Origin of the sequence: Pseudomonas fortuita, assembly GCF_026898135.2 — a bacterium.
In the GTDB taxonomy this organism is placed as follows: domain Bacteria; phylum Pseudomonadota; class Gammaproteobacteria; order Pseudomonadales; family Pseudomonadaceae; genus Aquipseudomonas; species Aquipseudomonas fortuita.
Map to the genome: position 1 here is coordinate 5,328,219 of NZ_CP114035.2, position 16,752 is coordinate 5,344,970.

Consider the following 16,752-nt stretch of genomic DNA (forward strand, 5'->3'; position numbering starts at 1 on the left):
GCGGCCCCGGGCTTCAACTCAGAAGTCGAAGAAGACGGTCTCGCCTTCCCCCTGAATACGGATATCGAAACGATACGCCGTTTTCCCATCCACTTCGCAACGCTTGGCAATCAAGGTTTCACGCCGCTGCGGCTGCTCGATCAGGTTGAGCACCGGGCACTTGGCGTTGGCTTGGGCTTCATCATCGAAGTACAGGCGCGTGTGCAGGTGGATGTTGATGCCACGGGCAAACAGGCTGATGTTGATGTGCGGCGCCATCGGCACGCCAGCAGCATTGTTCACCACACCCGGCTTGACCGTGTGCAGCGTCCACTCGCCAGCATCGAAGGTGGTGGCGGTGCGGCCGAAGCTGTTGAAGGCGTTCTCCAGGTTGTAGGCATCCTGATACTCGCCATTGGCGTCGGCCTGCCACACTTCCAGGAACGAGTCGCGCACCAGATGGCCGTTACCGTCATACACCTGGCCGAGCAGCAGAATGTGCTCGCCTGGCGCGTCCGGCTTGGCCAGGCGGTTCCAGATTTCCTGATCGCGGGTCGGGTTGCCGGCCGCTTCCAGGGCCAGGCCGATGTGCACGTAGGGGCCGGCGGTCTGCGAAGGGGTTTCCGGCAGCAGTTCGATTGGCATGGCGGGTTCCTCAGCAGTTTTCGAAGTGGGTCTTGCGCTGGCCGCGCAGCACGATGTCAAAGCGGTAGGCCAGGCAGTCCATCGGGTTGGCGTTGCTCATGTCGAGCTTGGCGATCAACTGCTGTACAGCTTCAGGGTTGGCGATCGACTTGACGATCGGGCACATCGGGATCAGCGGGTCACCCTCGAAATACAACTGGGTGATCAGCTTGGTCGCAATCGACGGGCCGCTGATGCCGAAGTGGATGTGCGCCGGGCGCCAGTCGTTCGGGCCGTTGCGCCATGGGTACGGGCCCGGCTTGATGGTGCGGAAGCTGTAGTAGCCGTCGCTGTCGGCCAGGCAACGGCCGACACCACCAAAGTTCGGGTCCAGCGGTGCCAGGTAACGGTCGTTCTTGTGCCGGTAGCGGCCACCGGCGTTGGCTTGCCACATCTCCACCAGGGTGTTCGGCACAGGCTTGCCGTACTGGTCGACGACGCGGCCGGCCACGATGATGCGCTCGCCGATTGGCAGGCCACCGTTGTTGAAGTTCAGCAGCAGGTCATGGTCGTGGGCGCCGAAGCCCAGGTGGGAAAAGTTCGGACCAGTGGTTTCGCTGATCGACTGTGGAATGCTGACCAGTGCCTGGCGCGGCGAGCGGGCAATGGACGTTTTGTAGTCAGGCGTAAGGGCTTTGGGGTGCCAGTTGCGATCACGGATCACGAAGCGGCTGTTGTCCTGGGCGGGCATGCCGGTTTCCTCTCTTGGAATTATGTGAACGCCTGGGCGTGGCAGGCGGACTTACAGTTTCCGGCAGGTCGCGGCCATTGAATATTGAAATCGACCACTAGTTCCATAACCAAATGGTTATGGATGAACACTTTGGCCTGACACCTGACGCTGCCGTGAACTAATCTTTGTCTTCTTGTTTCACGGCTCGGGAGAGCACACATGGAATGGCGAAAAGGCCGACGCAGCGACAACGTGGTCGATGCCCGGGGCGAAGGTGGCGGTGGCGGCGGCATGCGCTTCGGCGGCGGCAAGGGGCTGGGGCTCGGCGCAATTCTGCTGATCGTCGGCATCGGCTGGCTCACCGGGCAAGACCCCTTGCAGATTCTTGGCCAGCTCACCGGCCAGATGGCGCAGCAGCAACAGCAGACAGCGCCCAGTGGTGCGGGCGGCAAGGCGCCACCGGCCAACGACCAGCAAGCCGAGTTCGTTGCCTCGGTCCTGGGCGACACCGAAGACACCTGGAAAGCGCTGTTTGCCGAAGCCGGCAAACAATACCGTGACCCCAAGCTGGTGCTGTTCAGTGGCCAGGTCAATTCGGCCTGCGGCTTTGCCTCGGCGGCCGTGGGGCCCTTTTACTGCCCGGCAGACCAGCGGGTTTATCTGGACATGTCGTTCTTCCGTGAAATGGAAACCCGCTTCGCTGCGGCCGGCGACTTCGCCCAAGCCTACGTGATTGCCCACGAAATCGGCCACCATGTGCAGACCCTGCTGGGCGTTTCGGCCAAGGTCGACGCCGCCCGCCGCAACGGCCAGCGCATGGAGGGCGACAACGGGCTGCTGGTACGCCAGGAGCTGCAAGCCGACTGCCTGGCCGGCGTATGGGCCTACCAGGCGCAAAAACGCCTGAACTGGCTGGAGCCGGGCGACGTCGAGGAAGCGCTGAACGCGGCCAACGCCATTGGCGATGACCGCCTGCAACAGCAAGGCCGCGGCCGCGTGGTACCGGACTCCTTCACCCATGGCACCTCGGCGCAGCGAGTGCGCTGGTTCAAGGCCGGGTTTGCGCAAGGTGAGGTGAACAGCTGCGATACCTTCAGCGCGCGCAGCCTCTGAAACTGCCGGGGCTGCATAGCGGCCCCTGGTTATCCAGTTACAAATCTGCTGAAAAAGCGTTTCAGCTTCCCGGATCATTGCCGATAACCCCTGCACGAGTCAGCGGGCACCCAGAACAACAACGCCTTGCGATCGAAGATCAAGAGAGCGAAAACTACTTCTGGAGTGCGTGCATGAACAGCTGGTTCGCCAACATCAGCGTCAACCTAAAACTTGGCCTGGGCTTCGGCCTGGTGCTGATCCTCACTGGCCTGCTGGCCCTGACTGGCTGGACCAGCCTGGGCAGCCTCATCGACCGCAGCAACTGGATGGGTGACATCGGCCAGCTCAACAAAGACCTGACCGACCTGCGTATTGCGCGTCTGCAGTACATGATCGCCAACGGCGACGATGCCGCCGCCGCCAACACCCAGACCAAGCTGGATGCCTTCAGCAAGCAGCAGGCCTACCTGGCCAGCACCTTCAACAGCCCGGACAACGTCAAACTGCTGAATGAGCTGGGCGCAACCATCAGCGCCTACAAGGTGTCGCTCAACAAGATGCGCCAAGGCTACGACGCCACCCGCGCAGCCCGCGTCTCCATGGACAGCTCGGCCACCCGCGCCGATCAGGCGATGGACGCCCTCAGCCAGGAAGTCATGGCGCGCCCAGAGGCCGACAGCGTACGCCTGGCCCAGTACCTGTTGATCAGCAAGGCCCGCCAGCAACTGCTGCAGGTGCGCATCGACGTGCGCGGCTACATTGCCGACAACAGCGCTGCCAACGAGCAGGCCGCCCTGCGCCAGCTGGATGCAGCGCTAGCCGATATCGACAACCTCAAGCGCCAGCTGCCCACCGAAGACGCCCGCCTGCAACAGTTCGAAAGCGCGGTACTGGCCTACCGTGACGCCGTGCGCCAGTTCCGCGACGCGGTCGCCAACATCACCACCTCACGCGCCGAAATGACCGTGCAGGGCGCCGATATCGTCAAGCGCAGCGATGCGCTGTACCAGATCCAGCTGGAACGCCGCGACATCGAGAGCACCCAGGCCCGTAGCCTGCAGGCCATCGCTACCCTGCTGGCACTGCTGGTCGGCATCCTGGCAGCGGTACTGATCACCCGCCAGATCACCGGCCCACTGCGTGAAACCCTGGTAGCGGTGGAAAAGATCGCCAGCGGCGACCTCACCCACCACGCGCGCATCACCCGCCGCGACGAATTGGGCGTGCTTCAGCAAGGCATCGCGCGCATGGGCACCACCCTGCGCGAGCTGATCAGCGGCATCCGTGATGGCGTCACCCAGATCGCCAGCGCCGCCGAAGAGCTGTCGGCGGTCACCGAGCAGACCAGTGCCGGCGCCAACAGCCAGAAGGTCGAAACCGACCAGGTGGCCACTGCCATGCACGAAATGGCCGCGACCGTTCAGGAAGTGGCGCGCAACGCCGAGCAGGCCTCGCATGCCGCCACCGGTGCCGACGACGAAGCCCGCGCCGGCGACCGCGTGGTCGGCGAAGCGATTGGCCAGATCGAGCGCTTGGCGGAGGACATGCACCGTTCCACCGAAGCCATGAACCTGCTGCAGCAGGAAAGCCAGAAGATCGGTAGCGTGATGGACGTGATCAAGTCGGTGGCCGAACAGACCAATCTGCTGGCGCTCAATGCGGCGATCGAGGCGGCACGGGCTGGCGAGGCCGGGCGTGGTTTTGCCGTGGTCGCCGACGAAGTGCGCGGCTTGGCCCAGCGCACGCAAAAGTCCACCGAAGAGATCGAAGAGCTGATTGCCAGCCTGCAGCATGGCACCCAGCAAGTGGCGAACGCCATGCAGGGCAGCCGTAGCTTGACCGACAGCAGCGTCGAGCTGGCGCGCAAGGCCGGAGCCTCGCTGGAGAACATCACCAGTACGGTGTCGGGCATCCAGTCGATGAACCAGCAGATTGCGGCGGCGGCGGAGCAGCAGAGTGCGGTGGCTGAAGAGATCAGCCGCAGCATCCTGAATGTGCGTGATGTGTCCGAGCAGACGGCGGCGGCCAGTGACGAGACGGCAGCGTCGAGTGTGGAGCTGGCGCGGTTGGGTGGGCAGTTGCAAATGCTGGTCAGCCAGTTCCGCGTCTGACCTGGGTAACCCGGGGCCGCTTTGCGGCCCTATCGCCGGCAAGCCAGCTCCCACAGGGACCGCACAGGCCTCGTGGGCATCGGCATCCCTGTGGGAGCTGGCTTGCCGGCGATAGGGCCGGTACAGGTGTCCGCTTACTTGACGATCATCCCCACCCCACGCCCACGCGGATCGGAAGCGGTCTCAAGCTTCGCTCCATCCACCCGGATCGCCTGGATATCGCCCATCTCCCAGCCTTGGTCCTCAAGCACGTAGCCCATCTTCTTCAGCTCATCCGCCACCGGCCCGGTCAGGGGTGCATAGCTGTCAAAGTAGATAGTGTCCTTGGGCAGCAACTGATGGTGCACGCGCTGTGCCGCCACCGCCTTGTCCAGCGGCATACCGTAGTCGTACATGTTGTTCATCACCTGAAAGATCGAGGTGAAGATCCGCGAACCGCCTGGGGTACCGATGACCAGCTCGACCTTGCCATCACGGGTCATAAGGCTGGGGCTCATCGAGGACAGCATGCGCTTGCCCGGTTCGATTGCGTTGGCATCGCCACCCACTACGCCAAAGGCATTCGCAGCGCCTGGCTTGGCGCTGAAGTCGTCCATCTCATCGTTGAGCAGGAAGCCTGCGCCCTTCACCACCACGCCACTGCCGTAGTCAAGGTTGAGGGTGTAGGTGTTGCTGACCGCATTGCCCTGCTTGTCCACGATCGAGAAATGCGTGGTCTGATGCGGCTCAAGGCCCGGTTTGACCTTGTCGGTGTCGGAAATGGCCTTGGGGTTGACCTGCGCGGCGCGCTTGGCCAGGTAGTCCTTGGCCACCAATTGGTCCACCGGCACCTTGGTAAAGGCCGGGTCGCCCAGGTAGTCGGCACGGTCAGCGAAAACGCGCTTCTCGATTTCGGCCAACAGGTGAATGTACTGCGCCGAGTTGTGCGCTACGCCCTTGAAGTCCGCCGCGCGGTCTTCCTTGATGCCCAACAGCTGGGCCAGGGCGACACCGCCAGAACTTGGCGGTGGTGCGGTATAGACCACATTGCCACGCCAGCTCACCGCCATCGGCTCACGCCATACGGCTTTGTAATCCTTCAAGTCATCCTTGGTGATCAGGCCCTTGTCAGCCTGCATCTGTGCCACCAGCAGGTCGGCGGTCTTGCCCTGGTAGAACTCGCTCACGCCCTTGTCGGCAATGCGTTCCAAGGTCTGAGCCATTTCTGGCTGCTTGAACAACTCGCCGACCTTCATGTTGCCAAAGTAGTCATTGAAGTTGGTCGCAGTCTTGAACATGCCCTGGGCATCGTTGCGGTACTGGTACTGTTTTTCAGCCACCTTGAAACCGTTTTTCGCATAGCCGATGGCCGGGGTCAGCAGCTCGCTCCAGGGCAGCTTGCCGAACTTCTGGTGCGCCTCCCACAGGCCCATCACCGTGCCTGGCACACCCGCAGCGCGAACCCCGACCAGGCTCAGGTTTTCGATGACCTCACCCTTGTCGTCCAGGTACATGTTGCGTGTAGCGGCCTTTGGCGCGACTTCGCGGTAGTCGAGGAAGTACGGTTTGCCGTCGACGAACAGGGTCATGAACCCACCACCGCCAATGTTACCGGCCTCCGGATAAGTCACCGCCAGGGTGAAGGCAGTGGCCACTGCGGCATCTACCGCGTTACCGCCCTTTTTCAGAATATCGGCGGCCACCTGTGCACCATATTGATCGGGTGCAGCCACCGCGCCGCCCTCCAGCGTGGCGGCATAAACCGAGGAACAGCTCAGGATCGCGGCTGCGAGAGCCAGGTACTGGAACGGGACAATACGCATGACACTTCCTTGGTGTTGTTTTTGTTGAGCACTCAGTAAGACCCAAGCGTTTCGACTGTGCAATCAACCGTAGGAAATTTCGCCGCCTGTGGACAGGATCTGTCGCGTTCAGGCAACTCAGCAGGCGTACATCGCCAGCTTGCGCTGGATGAAATCGAGGAAGCACTGGATACGCAGCGCCAGCTGGGTGTTGCGGTAGTACACCGCGTGGATCGGCTGGCGGTAGCCATTGTTGGCCTCGCTCAGCAACACCTGCAGGCGCCCGGTGCGGATGTCCTCGTGGGTCATGAAGTGCGACAGGCTGACGATGCCCTCGCCGGCCAACGCCAGCTGGCGCAGGGTTTCACCGCTGGAGGCGATCAGCGCCGGGCGGATGCTGAAGCGGTCACCCTGAGCGTGGCGCAGCGGCCAATGGTTGAGCGATTCGGGCTGGCTGAAACCGAGCAGGCAGTGGCTGGCAAGGTCTTCGACCCGCTGCGGCGTGCCGTGCTGCTCAAGGTAGGCCGGGCTGGCCAGCACCTGTACCGGGCTGCACCCCAGGTTGCGTGCGTGCAGGCTGGAATCGGCCAACTCGCCAATGCGGATCGCCACATCGGTGCTTTGCTCCAGCAGGTCGATGATCAGATCATCGGTGTTCAGTTCAAGCTCGATGCCGGGGTACTGGCGACGAAACTCGCCGATCCACGGCAAGATGGCATGCAGCATGAACGGCGCAGCGGCGTTGATACGCAAGCGCCCGCTGGGTGTCTGGCGGTTCATCGACAGACGCTCTTCCATCTCGTTCATCTGCTCCAGAACCTGCCGCGAGCGCTCAAGGAAGTAACGGCCCTCTTCCGTGAGGTCCATGCGCCGGGTGGTGCGGTTGACCAAGGTGGTACCCAGCTTGCCCTCCAGGCGCGACAAGGTGCGGCTGACGGCGGATGGGGTCTGGCCCATCTGCTCGGCGGCAGCAGAAATCGAGCCGCAGTCGATGACGGCGACGAATACCTGGAGTTCTTCGGATCGGGTTTTCACATCTGGGCCTGTGGTTGGTCTGCGCAAGGATTAGATAGCCGCTTGTCGAGGCCACGTCCAGCAGCGCCTTTACCGGCCTCATCGCGGGGCAAGCCCGCTCCCACAGGTTTTGCACAACCATCAGGAACTGTGGAGAACTTGTGGGAGCGGGCTTGCCCCGCGAAGAGGCCGGAAAAGGCAACCTACTGCTGTGCCCTGCCGAACACCTTGTCCAGATGTGCCTCATAAGCAGCCAACGCCGCCGGCACATCCGGGCGCTTCATCACATCCACCGCCAGGTAAGTCGGCAGGCCAGTCATGCCAAGGAACTGGTTGGCCTTGTGGAACGGGAAGTACACGGCATCCACACCTTTGCCTTCGAAGAAGTCGCTCGGGTCATCGAACGCCTGCTGCGGCGCATTCCAGGTCAGCGACAGCATGTACTGCTTGCCGTGCACCAGCCCACCGCTGCCGTATTTCTGCGAGTGGTCCGAACGGGTACGGCCATCGTTGGCGTAAAGGCTGCCATGGCCCGCGGTAAAGACTTCGTCGATGTACTTTTTCACGGTCCAGGGTGCGCCCATCCACCAGCCCGGCATCTGGTACACGATCACATCGGCCCAGAGAAACTTCTCGACCTCGGCCTGCACGTCGTAGCCGCCGTCGATGAAAGTCTGCTGCACATCGTAACCGGCACGGTCCAGGTGAGCGATGGCCGCTTCGTGCAAGGTCGCGTTGAGGCGGCCTTCGGAATGGGCGAACTGTTTACCACCATTAAGCAGAAGGATCTTTTTCATGCTGGCCTCCCGGGCCGAGTGAAAATTTGATGCCGGCAGGTTAGAGGCTCGCGGGGCTGGGATACAGCAATGACGGGGCAAAATACAATTGAGCAGAAGTCACGAATGGGTAAAGCATTATTGCCTTAGAATCGTTTCACCACCCATCATCGAGTAGTGCCCCATGAGTGAGCAGTTCGCCTTCATCCTCAAAGCCAAGACCCGCCCGGAAATGGCTGATGCGTTCGAAACCCTGTTCCGCCCCTACGTCGAGCCCAGCCGCCAGGAACCGGGCTGCATCGAGTACCACATGCTGCGCGACCAGCAGGACCCAAGCCTGTTCGTGTTCTTTGAAGTGTGGGCCGACCAGGCTGCACTGGACGTGCACTCGGCTTTGCCGCACATGAAGGCGTTTTTTGAAAAGCGCATGGACTACCTGGAGCGCGATTTCGATATCCAGCGGGTCGACATGCTCAGTGCCTCGTCCGCTAGCCGTTGATCAGCAAGTGGCCGCCGAGTGCGGCCAGGCCGATGAAAAAGCAACGCTTGAACAGCAGCGCGCTGATGCGCTGACGCAACCACTGCCCGGCCAGCATGCCGAGCAAGGCGGGCGCCAGCATCAGCAGCGAAGCCCCCAACGCCTGGCCCCCCAGGGCATCCTGCCCGGCCAGGCCAACCGCCAGCGCCACGGTTGAAACCGTGAACGACAGGCCCAGGGCCTGGATCATCTGTTCACGGCTCAGGCCCAGGCTCTGCAGGTAGGGCACAGCAGGTATCACGAACACCCCGGTTGCCGCCGTGATCACCCCCGTCATCAGCCCGCAGACCGGCCCTAGCCAACGCTCGTGCGCCGGCGCCAGGTGCAAGCTTGGGCCGAGCAGGCCGTACAACGCATATGCCAACAAGGCCGCACCCAGTGCGTGCGCGGCCCATGGACCACTGTCGATCCCCAACCAGGCACTGCCCAGCAGGGTGCCAATGAAGATCAGCGCCAGCATCGGCCCCAGCCGCGCCAGCAACGCACGCAGGTGCCCGCCGCTGGCCAGTTGCCAAATGTTGGTGAGGGTCGAAGGCACGATCAGCAATGCTGCAGCCTGCGCCGGTGGCATAGCCAGGCCCAGCAGGCCCATGGCGATGGTCGGCAGGCCCAGGCCGATTACCCCCTTCACCGCACCCGCCAGCAGGAAGGTCAGTACCACCAGCAGCGACAATGCCGGACCAATGTTCTGGTAGAAAGCGAGCGAAGTAGTCATGGGCGGATGATGGCCGGTTCCGGGCTGCGGGAAAATCTGCCATATACTCAGCCAGACTCTTGCAATGACAGAGCCACATGCATTTCGACCTGATCGACCTCAAACTGTTCCAGCACACCCTGGAATGCGGCAACATCACCGCCGGCGCCAGCCGCAGCCACCTGTCGCTGCCGGCCGCCAGCGCGCGCATCCGCGCCATGGAGGCATCGCTGGGTATCCCGTTGCTGGCGCGCAACCGCCGTGGCGTGCAGCCGACCCCGGCTGGCCAGGCACTGCTGCAGCATGCACGTCTGATAGGCCAGCAGGTCGAGCGCCTGCAGTTTGATCTGGGCCAGTACGCGCAAGGGCAGCAGGGCCAGGTGCGCTTGCTGTGCAACACAGCAGCACTTACAGAGTACCTGCCGGAGCTGCTGGCCAGCTATCTGGCTGAAAACCCCGGGGTCAGCGTGGATGTGCAGGCGTTGCCGAGCCTGCGCATCGTGCAGGCGATTACCCAGGGCATGGCGGACCTTGGCATCGTATCGACCGCCGCGCCCAATCAACACCTGCAGACCCGCCCGTTTCGCGATGACCCGCTGGTGCTGGTGACACCCTTGGGCCACCCGTTGGCCAGTGAGGCCGCGCCCCGCTTCATCGACAGCCTGGTCCATGGCCATGTCGGGCTGGGCGCCAGTAGCGCGTTGGCGCAGTATCTGGAGGAGCAGGCACTGCGCGAGGGGCGCCGCATGCAAGTACGGGTGCGGGCCGAGGGTTTCGATGGGGTGATCCGCATGGTTGCTGGCGGGGCCGGCGTCGGGGTGGTGCCGCTGGCAGCCGTGAAGCGCTGGCAGGGCGTGTTGCCAATGCACTGGGTGGCGCTGGAAGAGGCGTGGGCCAACCGCAAGTTGCTGGTGTGCGCGCGGGATTTTGCGGCGTTACCGGGCTATGCCGCAGCATTGGTAACCACCTTCACCCGTTGAAGCGGCAGTTCCTGCACAGGAAGTGCATTTTTTTGGCCGGTCGCACACAATCCTCCCATCGCACCACGAAAAAGGATTTCACAGTGGCATCGATCTACCAGCTCAAACCACGCTTCCAGGCCCTGCTGCGCCCGGCAGTCCAGCGCCTTTACGACCGCGGCGTCACCGCCAACCAGGTCACCGTCGCCGCCGCAGTGGTGTCGATCCTGCTGGGCCTGCTGCTGGCCAGCCTGCCCCACATTACCTGGCTGTTCATCCTGATACCGGTCTGGATGCTGCTGCGCATGGCGCTGAATGCGGTCGACGGTATGCTGGCCAGGGAGTTCGGCCAGCAATCCACCCTCGGCGCCTACCTCAATGAACTCTGCGACGTAATCGCCGACGCCGCCTTGTACCTGCCCTTCGCCCTGCTGGCCGGGGTTTCACCAACGCTGGTGGTGCTGCTGGTGCTGTGTGCCACCTTCAGTGAATACGCCGGTGTCATGGGCCCGCTGGCCGGTGCATCGCGGCGTTATGACGGCCCCATGGGCAAAAGCGACCGGGCCTTTGCCTTCGGCGTGCTGGGCACCGGGGTCGCCTTTGGCCTGCTGAACGGCAGCTGGGTCAATGGCTTGCTGCTGGTCATCCTCGCGCTCTCGCTCTATACCCTCTACAACCGGGTTCGCCAGGGGCTGGCCGAAACCCGCTGAGCCCAAAGCCGCCGCAAAAAGGACGTTGATCATGCGCCAAGCGCAAGCGCTGCACTTCTCCACCCATGACGGTGTCGAGTTGCACTACCGTCATTGGCCTGCCACCCGCAACGAGCACCAGCCACGCCGGGCCGTGGTGATGTTCCACCGCGGCCATGAACACGGTGGGCGCATGGCCCACCTGGCCGATGAACTGGACATGCCGGGCTATGACTTCTTCGCTTGGGATGCCCGCGGCCATGGCCAGTCGCCAGGCGCACGTGGCGACAGCCCGGGGTTTGCCACCAGCGTGCGCGACGTGCAAACCTTCATCGAACATATCCAGGCACATCACGGCATCGCCGAGCACGACATGGTGGTGCTGGCGCAAAGCGTCGGCGCTGTACTGATTGCCACCTGGGCCCACGACTATGCACCCAAGGTGCGCTGCCTGGTACTGGCCTCACCAGCGTTCAAGGTCAAGCTCTACGTGCCGTTCGCCCGCCCGGGCCTGAAGCTGCTCAAGGCCTTGCGCGGCAACTTCTTCGTCAACAGCTACGTCAAGCCCCGCCTGCTCACGCACGACCCCGAGCGGGTCATGTCATACGTGGCCGACCCGCTGATCAGCCGGCCGATTTCGGTGACCATGCTGCTGGGCCTATACGAAGCCGCTGACCGGGTGGTGGCGGATGCCCAGGCCATTCAGGTACCGACCCAGTTGCTGGTATCCGGGGCCGATTTCGTGGTCGAGCGCCAGCCGCAGGAACGCTTTTTCGAACGGCTGGGCAGCACGCGCAAGGAAATGCACCTCCTGCCGGGTTTCTTCCACGATACCCTTGGCGAACGTGACCGGGCCCATGCCCTGAAGCGCATCGAGCGATTTGTGGAGCATTGCTTCGCCAGCCCCGCCGCGCTGCCCTCACTGCTCGATGCCGACAAGACCGGCGCCAGTTGCGCCGAAGCCGAAAGCCTGGCCGCACCATTGCCACGCCACTCGCCGCGTGACCTTTACTGGCGCGCTACCCGCGCTGGGCTAAGCCTGGGCAAGGGACTGTCTGCGGGTGTGAAACTGGGCTTTGACACCGGCTTCGACTCGGGCAGCACGCTCGACTATGTGTACCGCAACCAACCGACCGGCAAGGGCAAGCTGGGCCGCCTGATCGACCAGCACTACCTCGACGCCATCGGCTGGCGCGGTATTCGCCAGCGCAAGCTCCACGTCGAAGAGCTGCTGCGCTTGGCCATCAACCGGCTGCGCGAACAACAACGGCCAGTGCACATTGTCGATATCGCCGCCGGTCATGGCCGCTACATCCTCGAAGCCCTGCAAGACCTTGAGCAGTTGCCTGATTCGATCCTGCTGCGCGACTACAGCGAGCTGAACGTGCAGCAAGGCAGCGCGCTGATCGCCGAAAAGGGCCTGGCTGACATCGCCCGTTTCGTCCAGGGCGATGCCTTCGACCGCCAGAGCCTCGCCACGCTGGAACAGCCACCGACCCTGGCCGTTGTATCGGGGCTCTACGAACTGTTCCCCAGCAACCAACTGGTGGGCAATTCGCTGGCCGGCCTGGCCGATGCCGTGGAAGATGGCGGTTATCTGGTCTACACCGGCCAGCCGTGGCACCCACAACTGGAAATGATCGCCCGCGCGCTCACCAGCCACCGAGGCGGCGAGGCCTGGGTGATGCGACGCCGCAGCCAGGCCGAAATGGACCAGTTGGTAGAAGCAGCCGGCTTCCGCAAGCTGGCCCAGCGCATCGATGAATGGGGTATTTTCAGCGTCAGCCTGGCACAGCGGGTGCGCTGAATGAACCCACCACGCGAGCCTGGGCTGGTACGCCGAGGGGTGTGCTGGCTTCTGCTGCTGGGGCCGTTGTTCTTCCTCAGTTACGGGCTGGCGAACAACCATACCGCCGGCCGCAGTGATGTCGGCAGCCTGGTGTTCGGCTGGGAGCGCAGCATGCCGCTGTGGCCTTGGACGATCATCCCGTACTGGTCGATCGACTTGCTCTACGGGCTGTCCTTTCTGCTGCCGCGTACGCGCCAGGAAATGGACCGGCATGCGCTGGCACTGCTCAGCGCACAAGTGATCAGTGTCACCTGCTTCCTGCTGTGGCCGCTGCGGTTCACCTTCGAACGGCCGGAGCTGGGCGGGCTGTTCGGCTGGCTGTTCGATGTGCTAATGGGGTTCGACAAGCCGTTCAACCAGGCGCCTTCGCTGCACATTGCGCTGCTGGTGATCATCTGGACGATGTTTGCCCGGCATGTGCGGCGTCAGCCCTGGCGATGGCTGATGCATGGCTGGATGGCGTTGATCGGGGTGTCGGTACTGACCACCTGGCAGCACCATTTCATCGATGTACCCACGGGGGCACTGGCGGGGTTTGCCTGCGTCTGGCTGTGGCCGTATCAAGGGCGGCTGCCCTGGCAGCAGGTGCACTTTGCACGGGATGCCAAGCGCTGGTGGGTCGCGTTTTGTTATGCCCTGGGCGCAGTGTTGTGCGCAGTGCCTGCCGTTGAATTGAGCGGTGCCTGGTTGTGGTTGGCTTGGCCGAGTCTATCGCTGGCGCTGGTTGCGCTGAATTATGCCGTGTTCGGTGCAGGCGGGTTTCAGAAAGGCGCCGATGGGCGCTTGTCGAGCGCGGCCATATGGCTGCTGACACCGTACCTGGTCGGAGCGTGGGTCAATTCGCGGCTCTGGACCTGGCACCACCCGCAGGCCGATGAGGTGTGCGATGGCGTGTATCTGGGGAGGGTCCCTGGGCGCAGCACGCCGTTCGCCGCAATTGTCGATTTGTGCGCCGAGCTGCCGTGCGCTGTCAGCCGCCCTGCTGCGCACATTTGTGGGAGCGGCGTTGTGTCGCGAAAGGGCTGCGCAGCGGCCCCGGCGATGTCTGCCGCAAAGCTGAAAAACCGGGGCCGCTTCGCGCCCCTTTCACGACACGAGGCCGCTCCTACAACGGCCGCGCCAGCCTTTGAGTATCAGTGTTTCCCTACCCTGGACCTGATAGCGCCGGACGTTGCCCTTTTACAGCAGGCCGCCGACGCCATCGAACGCCTGCGCGCCCAAGGCCCCGTACTGGTCTGCTGCGCTCTGGGCTATTCACGCAGCGCCAGCGCCGTGGCCGCCTGGCTGCTGCTCTCCGGCCGCTGCAGCGACGCCCAGCAGGCCGAAGCACTGATCCGCAAAGCCCGCCCCGGCATCGTCCTGCACCCGGCACACCGCCGGGCCCTGCAACAGCTTGGAGCACAGCCATGAACCTGCGGGTGGTGGCCTGCCTGCTGGGCCGCGGCAAACAGCTGGAACGCGTGTCCGACGGGTTCACCCTGCTGGCCCTGGCCTACGGCCTTGCGCCGTTGCTGGGTGCGCCCCTTCAAACGCTGGCCAGCTTGCTGTGCGGCGTGCTGCTGGTGCTTGGCGTAGTGCACAAGTACTGGGCCATCCGCGTGGCCATGGATGCCGAACTGTTCACCCACCTCGCCAGCAGCAACCACCTGGCAGCGGACACCCAGGCCCTGGACCGCGCCCTGTTCGAGCTGAAACTGAAACCGCAGGCCACGGACGCCCGCGCCTGGCCTGAACGCAGCCAGGCCGCGTTGGGCCTGTTGCGCCGCCAGGCAGTGTGCCTGGGCCTGCAGTTGTCGCTGGCCTTGGCTACCCTGCTGACACTGCCTTTGAAGGGATGACCACCGATCCATGCTCGCCAACCTGACCGCCTACCTCATCACCTCCGCCGCCCGCCTGATCACGGGCGCCCGCGCCCTGTGGCTGGGTTGCACGCCGCTGCCAGTGCAGCGCCTGTACTTCGCCAACCACAGTAGCCACGGTGACTTCGTATTGCTGTGGGCTTCACTGCCGCAGCCCTTGCGCAAACGCACCCGCCCGGTGGCCGGCGCGGACTACTGGGCCAAGCCGGGCATCCGCGATTTTCTCATTCGCAAGGTGTTCAACGGCGTATTGATCGACCGCCAACGCAGCGAAGGGCAAGGCAGCCCGCTACAGCCGATCCTTGAAGCCGTGGCCCAAGGCGACTCGCTGATCTTCTTCCCGGAAGGCACGCGTAACCTGGGTGACGAGCCACTGATGCCGTTCAGGAGCGGGTTGTACCACCTGGCCGCGGCCCATCCCGATGTCGAGCTGGTACCGGTATGGATCGCCAACCTCAACCGCGTGATGCCCAAGGGCCGTGCCCTGCCCCTGCCGTTGCTGTGCACACTGAGCTTTGGCGAACCACTGCACCTGCACGCTGACGAAAGCAAGCAGGCCTTTCTCGAGCGGGCCAGCCAGGCCCTGCTGAACCTGGCCCCGAAGGATGCCTGAGATGGACGACAACACCCTTTCCCTGTTCGCCGGCATCGGCGCCCTGCTGCTGCTCGCCAGCGTGACCGGCCGCCTGCTCAAGTGGCGCGCCGGCCCGGCGCCACACGCGGTAATCGACAACCTCAACGCCCGCATCAACGCCTGGTGGGTGATGGTGCTGGTAATCGGCATTGCCTTCCTGTTCGGTAAATACGGCGTGATCGTGCTGTTCTATGGTGTGTCGTTCTACGCCCTGCGCGAGTTCATGACCCTCACCCCGACCCGGCGCAGCGACTACCCGGCGCTGGTGGCAGCGTTTTATGTGGCACTGCCGGTGCAGTACGTGCTGATCGCCATGGACTGGTACGGCCTGTTCAGCATCTTCATCCCGGTGTACCTGTTCCTGCTGCTGCCGATTTTGGCCAGCTTCGGCGGCGATACCACGCGCTTTCTCGAACGTGCGTCGAAGGTGCAGTGGGGGCTGATGATCGCGGTGTACTGCGTATCGTCGGTGCCCGCCTTGATGACCCTGGACATCCCCGGCTACGAGGGGCGGAACCTGCTGCTGATCGCCTGGTTGATCCTGGTGGTGCAGATCAGCGACGTGCTGCAGTACGTGTGCGGCAAGCTGTTTGGCAAGCACAAGGTGGCCCCCAACCTGTCACCGTCCAAGACCGTAGAAGGGTTGGCCGGCGGCGTGGCACTGGCCACCCTGATCGGCGCCCTGTTGTGCTGGATCACCCCGTTCACCTTCTGGCAGGCCGCGCTGATGGCGTTGGCGGTCAACGCCATGGGCTTCTTCGGCGGGCTGGTGATGTCGGCGATCAAGCGCGACCGCGGGGTGAAGGACTGGGGCCACATGATCGAAGGCCACGGCGGCATGCTCGATCGCATGGACTCGGTGTGCTTTGCCGCGCCAGTGTTCTTCCACTTTGTGCGGTACTGGTGGGCGTAGCGAATATCAAACGTCTGGCATAGCGCGACCAGACAGCTGGACGTCGAGCCCAGGCAACTGCGGCTCGGCCGATGGCCCTATGGTGACCCGTCATTCAGCCAGTCACCAGGAGTTGCCACATGTCCGATTTCATCACCGTCCTGCGCGAAACCTGCCCGACGCCGGTCGTGGACGCCACCAAGTGGAAGCGCATCGGCGGCGATCCGCACACCGTCAACCTCAATGCCTACCTGTCGGCCGACGGCAGCAAGATCATGGGCACCTGGATCTGCACCCCGGGCAAGTTCGAGGTCAACTACGAGAAGTGGGAGTTCTGCCACTTCCTCGATGGCTACTGCATCATCACCCCGGAAGGCGAAGAGCCGAAGCACCTGAAGGCCGGCGACGTGTTCGTGATCGAACCAGGTATGAAAGGCACCTGGGAAGTGGTCGAGACCGTGCGCAAGTATTTTGTCTTCGCCTGATCCCTGAAGCTACACATAGCCCTGTGTAGGAGCAGTCTTG

Annotated in this window: 17 protein-coding genes; 11 read left to right on the forward strand and 6 right to left on the reverse strand. The window is 63.5% G+C overall.

Features of this window, described 5'->3' with window-relative positions; all coding sequences use genetic code 11:
* Window positions 1-18: 18 nt before the first annotated feature.
* The gene (gene pcaG, locus OZ911_RS24435) at window positions 19-624 is read right to left on the reverse strand and encodes a protocatechuate 3,4-dioxygenase subunit alpha (protein ID WP_003251601.1); all 606 of its coding nucleotides are present in this window, start codon (window positions 622-624) and stop codon (window positions 19-21) included.
* A gap of 10 nt (window positions 625-634) precedes the next feature.
* Window positions 635-1,354, reverse strand: a complete 720-nt coding sequence (pcaH, locus tag OZ911_RS24440; RefSeq protein ID WP_023048643.1) for a protocatechuate 3,4-dioxygenase subunit beta — start codon at window positions 1,352-1,354, stop codon at window positions 635-637.
* 201 nt (window positions 1,355-1,555) lie between these two features.
* Here pcaH and ypfJ point away from each other — a divergent pair, with 201 nt between their 5' ends.
* On the forward strand, window positions 1,556-2,449 hold the full coding sequence (gene ypfJ / locus OZ911_RS24445) for a KPN_02809 family neutral zinc metallopeptidase (RefSeq protein ID WP_016489111.1): 894 nt from the start codon (window positions 1,556-1,558) through the stop codon (window positions 2,447-2,449).
* Between the two features lie 173 nt (window positions 2,450-2,622).
* Complete coding sequence (locus tag OZ911_RS24450; protein ID WP_060517399.1) at window positions 2,623-4,542, forward strand: HAMP domain-containing methyl-accepting chemotaxis protein; 1,920 nt, start codon at window positions 2,623-2,625, stop codon at window positions 4,540-4,542.
* A 134-nt stretch (window positions 4,543-4,676) separates the two neighbouring features.
* Here the strand turns inward: OZ911_RS24450 and ggt are convergent, their stop codons facing one another.
* The 3 genes from ggt to mdaB all read right to left on the reverse strand — a co-directional run bounded on the left by ggt (window position 4,677) and on the right by mdaB (window position 8,134).
* Window positions 4,677-6,344 (reverse strand): gamma-glutamyltransferase, encoded by a 1,668-nt coding sequence (gene ggt, locus OZ911_RS24455; RefSeq protein WP_023046909.1) that lies wholly within the window; start codon window positions 6,342-6,344, stop codon window positions 4,677-4,679.
* 117 nt (window positions 6,345-6,461) lie between these two features.
* Window positions 6,462-7,358, reverse strand: a complete 897-nt coding sequence (locus tag OZ911_RS24460; RefSeq protein ID WP_016489114.1) for a LysR family transcriptional regulator — start codon at window positions 7,356-7,358, stop codon at window positions 6,462-6,464.
* A gap of 182 nt (window positions 7,359-7,540) precedes the next feature.
* Complete coding sequence (gene mdaB, locus OZ911_RS24465; RefSeq protein WP_016489115.1) at window positions 7,541-8,134, reverse strand: NADPH:quinone oxidoreductase MdaB; 594 nt, start codon at window positions 8,132-8,134, stop codon at window positions 7,541-7,543.
* Between the two features lie 163 nt (window positions 8,135-8,297).
* On the opposite strand from mdaB, the gene OZ911_RS24470 reads away from it, so the two are divergent.
* Window positions 8,298-8,612 carry a putative quinol monooxygenase gene (locus OZ911_RS24470; protein ID WP_023046908.1) on the forward strand — a complete coding sequence of 105 codons (315 nt, stop codon included), beginning with the start codon at window positions 8,298-8,300 and terminating at the stop codon, window positions 8,610-8,612.
* Here the strand turns inward: OZ911_RS24470 and OZ911_RS24475 are convergent.
* Entirely contained in the window at window positions 8,602-9,366 is a 765-nt protein-coding gene (locus tag OZ911_RS24475; protein ID WP_023046907.1) for a sulfite exporter TauE/SafE family protein, read from the reverse strand. The genes OZ911_RS24470 and OZ911_RS24475 overlap by 11 nt on opposite strands.
* Before the next feature lie 77 nt (window positions 9,367-9,443).
* On the opposite strand from OZ911_RS24475, the gene OZ911_RS24480 reads away from it, so the two are divergent.
* From OZ911_RS24480 to OZ911_RS24515, 8 genes are all read left to right on the forward strand, one after another.
* A complete protein-coding gene (locus OZ911_RS24480; protein WP_023046906.1) occupies window positions 9,444-10,325 on the forward strand; it encodes a LysR substrate-binding domain-containing protein in 882 nt (293 codons plus the stop codon).
* Between the two features lie 83 nt (window positions 10,326-10,408).
* A complete protein-coding gene (locus tag OZ911_RS24485; RefSeq protein ID WP_023046905.1) occupies window positions 10,409-11,014 on the forward strand; it encodes a CDP-alcohol phosphatidyltransferase family protein in 606 nt (201 codons plus the stop codon).
* Between the two features lie 31 nt (window positions 11,015-11,045).
* The gene (locus tag OZ911_RS24490) at window positions 11,046-12,800 is read left to right on the forward strand and encodes a bifunctional alpha/beta hydrolase/class I SAM-dependent methyltransferase (RefSeq protein WP_016489120.1); all 1,755 of its coding nucleotides are present in this window, start codon (window positions 11,046-11,048) and stop codon (window positions 12,798-12,800) included.
* On the forward strand, window positions 12,801-14,252 hold the full coding sequence (locus OZ911_RS24495; RefSeq protein ID WP_070086422.1) for a phosphatase PAP2/dual specificity phosphatase family protein: 1,452 nt from the start codon (window positions 12,801-12,803) through the stop codon (window positions 14,250-14,252).
* Window positions 14,249-14,680, forward strand: a complete 432-nt coding sequence (locus OZ911_RS24500) for a hypothetical protein (RefSeq protein WP_023046903.1) — start codon at window positions 14,249-14,251, stop codon at window positions 14,678-14,680. Before OZ911_RS24495 ends, OZ911_RS24500 begins: the two co-directional genes overlap by 4 nt.
* 10 nt (window positions 14,681-14,690) lie before the next feature.
* Complete coding sequence (locus tag OZ911_RS24505; protein ID WP_016489123.1) at window positions 14,691-15,314, forward strand: lysophospholipid acyltransferase family protein; 624 nt, start codon at window positions 14,691-14,693, stop codon at window positions 15,312-15,314.
* A 1-nt stretch (window position 15,315) separates the two neighbouring features.
* Entirely contained in the window at window positions 15,316-16,248 is a 933-nt protein-coding gene (locus tag OZ911_RS24510) for a phosphatidate cytidylyltransferase (protein ID WP_016489124.1), read from the forward strand.
* 119 nt (window positions 16,249-16,367) lie between these two features.
* Window positions 16,368-16,712, forward strand: coding sequence for a cupin domain-containing protein (locus OZ911_RS24515; protein WP_003258412.1), 345 nt, complete (start codon window positions 16,368-16,370; stop codon window positions 16,710-16,712).
* Window positions 16,713-16,752: the final 40 nt, after the last annotated feature.

Excerpts from the sequence above, each read along its gene's own strand:
- pcaG (WP_003251601.1), bottom strand. The coding sequence starts at position 624 with ATGCCAATCGAACTGCTGCCGGAAACCCCTTCGCAGACCGCCGGCCCC.
- pcaH (WP_023048643.1), bottom strand. The coding sequence starts at position 1,354 with ATGCCCGCCCAGGACAACAGCCGCTTCGTGATCCGTGATCGCAACTGG.
- ypfJ (WP_016489111.1), top strand. The coding sequence starts at position 1,556 with ATGGAATGGCGAAAAGGCCGACGCAGCGACAACGTGGTCGATGCCCGG.
- OZ911_RS24450 (WP_060517399.1), top strand. The coding sequence starts at position 2,623 with ATGAACAGCTGGTTCGCCAACATCAGCGTCAACCTAAAACTTGGCCTG.
- ggt (WP_023046909.1), bottom strand. The coding sequence starts at position 6,344 with ATGCGTATTGTCCCGTTCCAGTACCTGGCTCTCGCAGCCGCGATCCTG.
- mdaB (WP_016489115.1), bottom strand. The coding sequence starts at position 8,134 with ATGAAAAAGATCCTTCTGCTTAATGGTGGTAAACAGTTCGCCCATTCC.
- OZ911_RS24470 (WP_023046908.1), top strand. The coding sequence starts at position 8,298 with ATGAGTGAGCAGTTCGCCTTCATCCTCAAAGCCAAGACCCGCCCGGAA.
- OZ911_RS24475 (WP_023046907.1), bottom strand. The coding sequence starts at position 9,366 with ATGACTACTTCGCTCGCTTTCTACCAGAACATTGGTCCGGCATTGTCG.
- OZ911_RS24480 (WP_023046906.1), top strand. The coding sequence starts at position 9,444 with ATGCATTTCGACCTGATCGACCTCAAACTGTTCCAGCACACCCTGGAA.
- OZ911_RS24490 (WP_016489120.1), top strand. The coding sequence starts at position 11,046 with ATGCGCCAAGCGCAAGCGCTGCACTTCTCCACCCATGACGGTGTCGAG.
- OZ911_RS24495 (WP_070086422.1), top strand. The coding sequence starts at position 12,801 with ATGAACCCACCACGCGAGCCTGGGCTGGTACGCCGAGGGGTGTGCTGG.
- OZ911_RS24500 (WP_023046903.1), top strand. The coding sequence starts at position 14,249 with ATGAACCTGCGGGTGGTGGCCTGCCTGCTGGGCCGCGGCAAACAGCTG.
- OZ911_RS24505 (WP_016489123.1), top strand. The coding sequence starts at position 14,691 with ATGCTCGCCAACCTGACCGCCTACCTCATCACCTCCGCCGCCCGCCTG.
- OZ911_RS24510 (WP_016489124.1), top strand. The coding sequence starts at position 15,316 with ATGGACGACAACACCCTTTCCCTGTTCGCCGGCATCGGCGCCCTGCTG.
- OZ911_RS24515 (WP_003258412.1), top strand. The coding sequence starts at position 16,368 with ATGTCCGATTTCATCACCGTCCTGCGCGAAACCTGCCCGACGCCGGTC.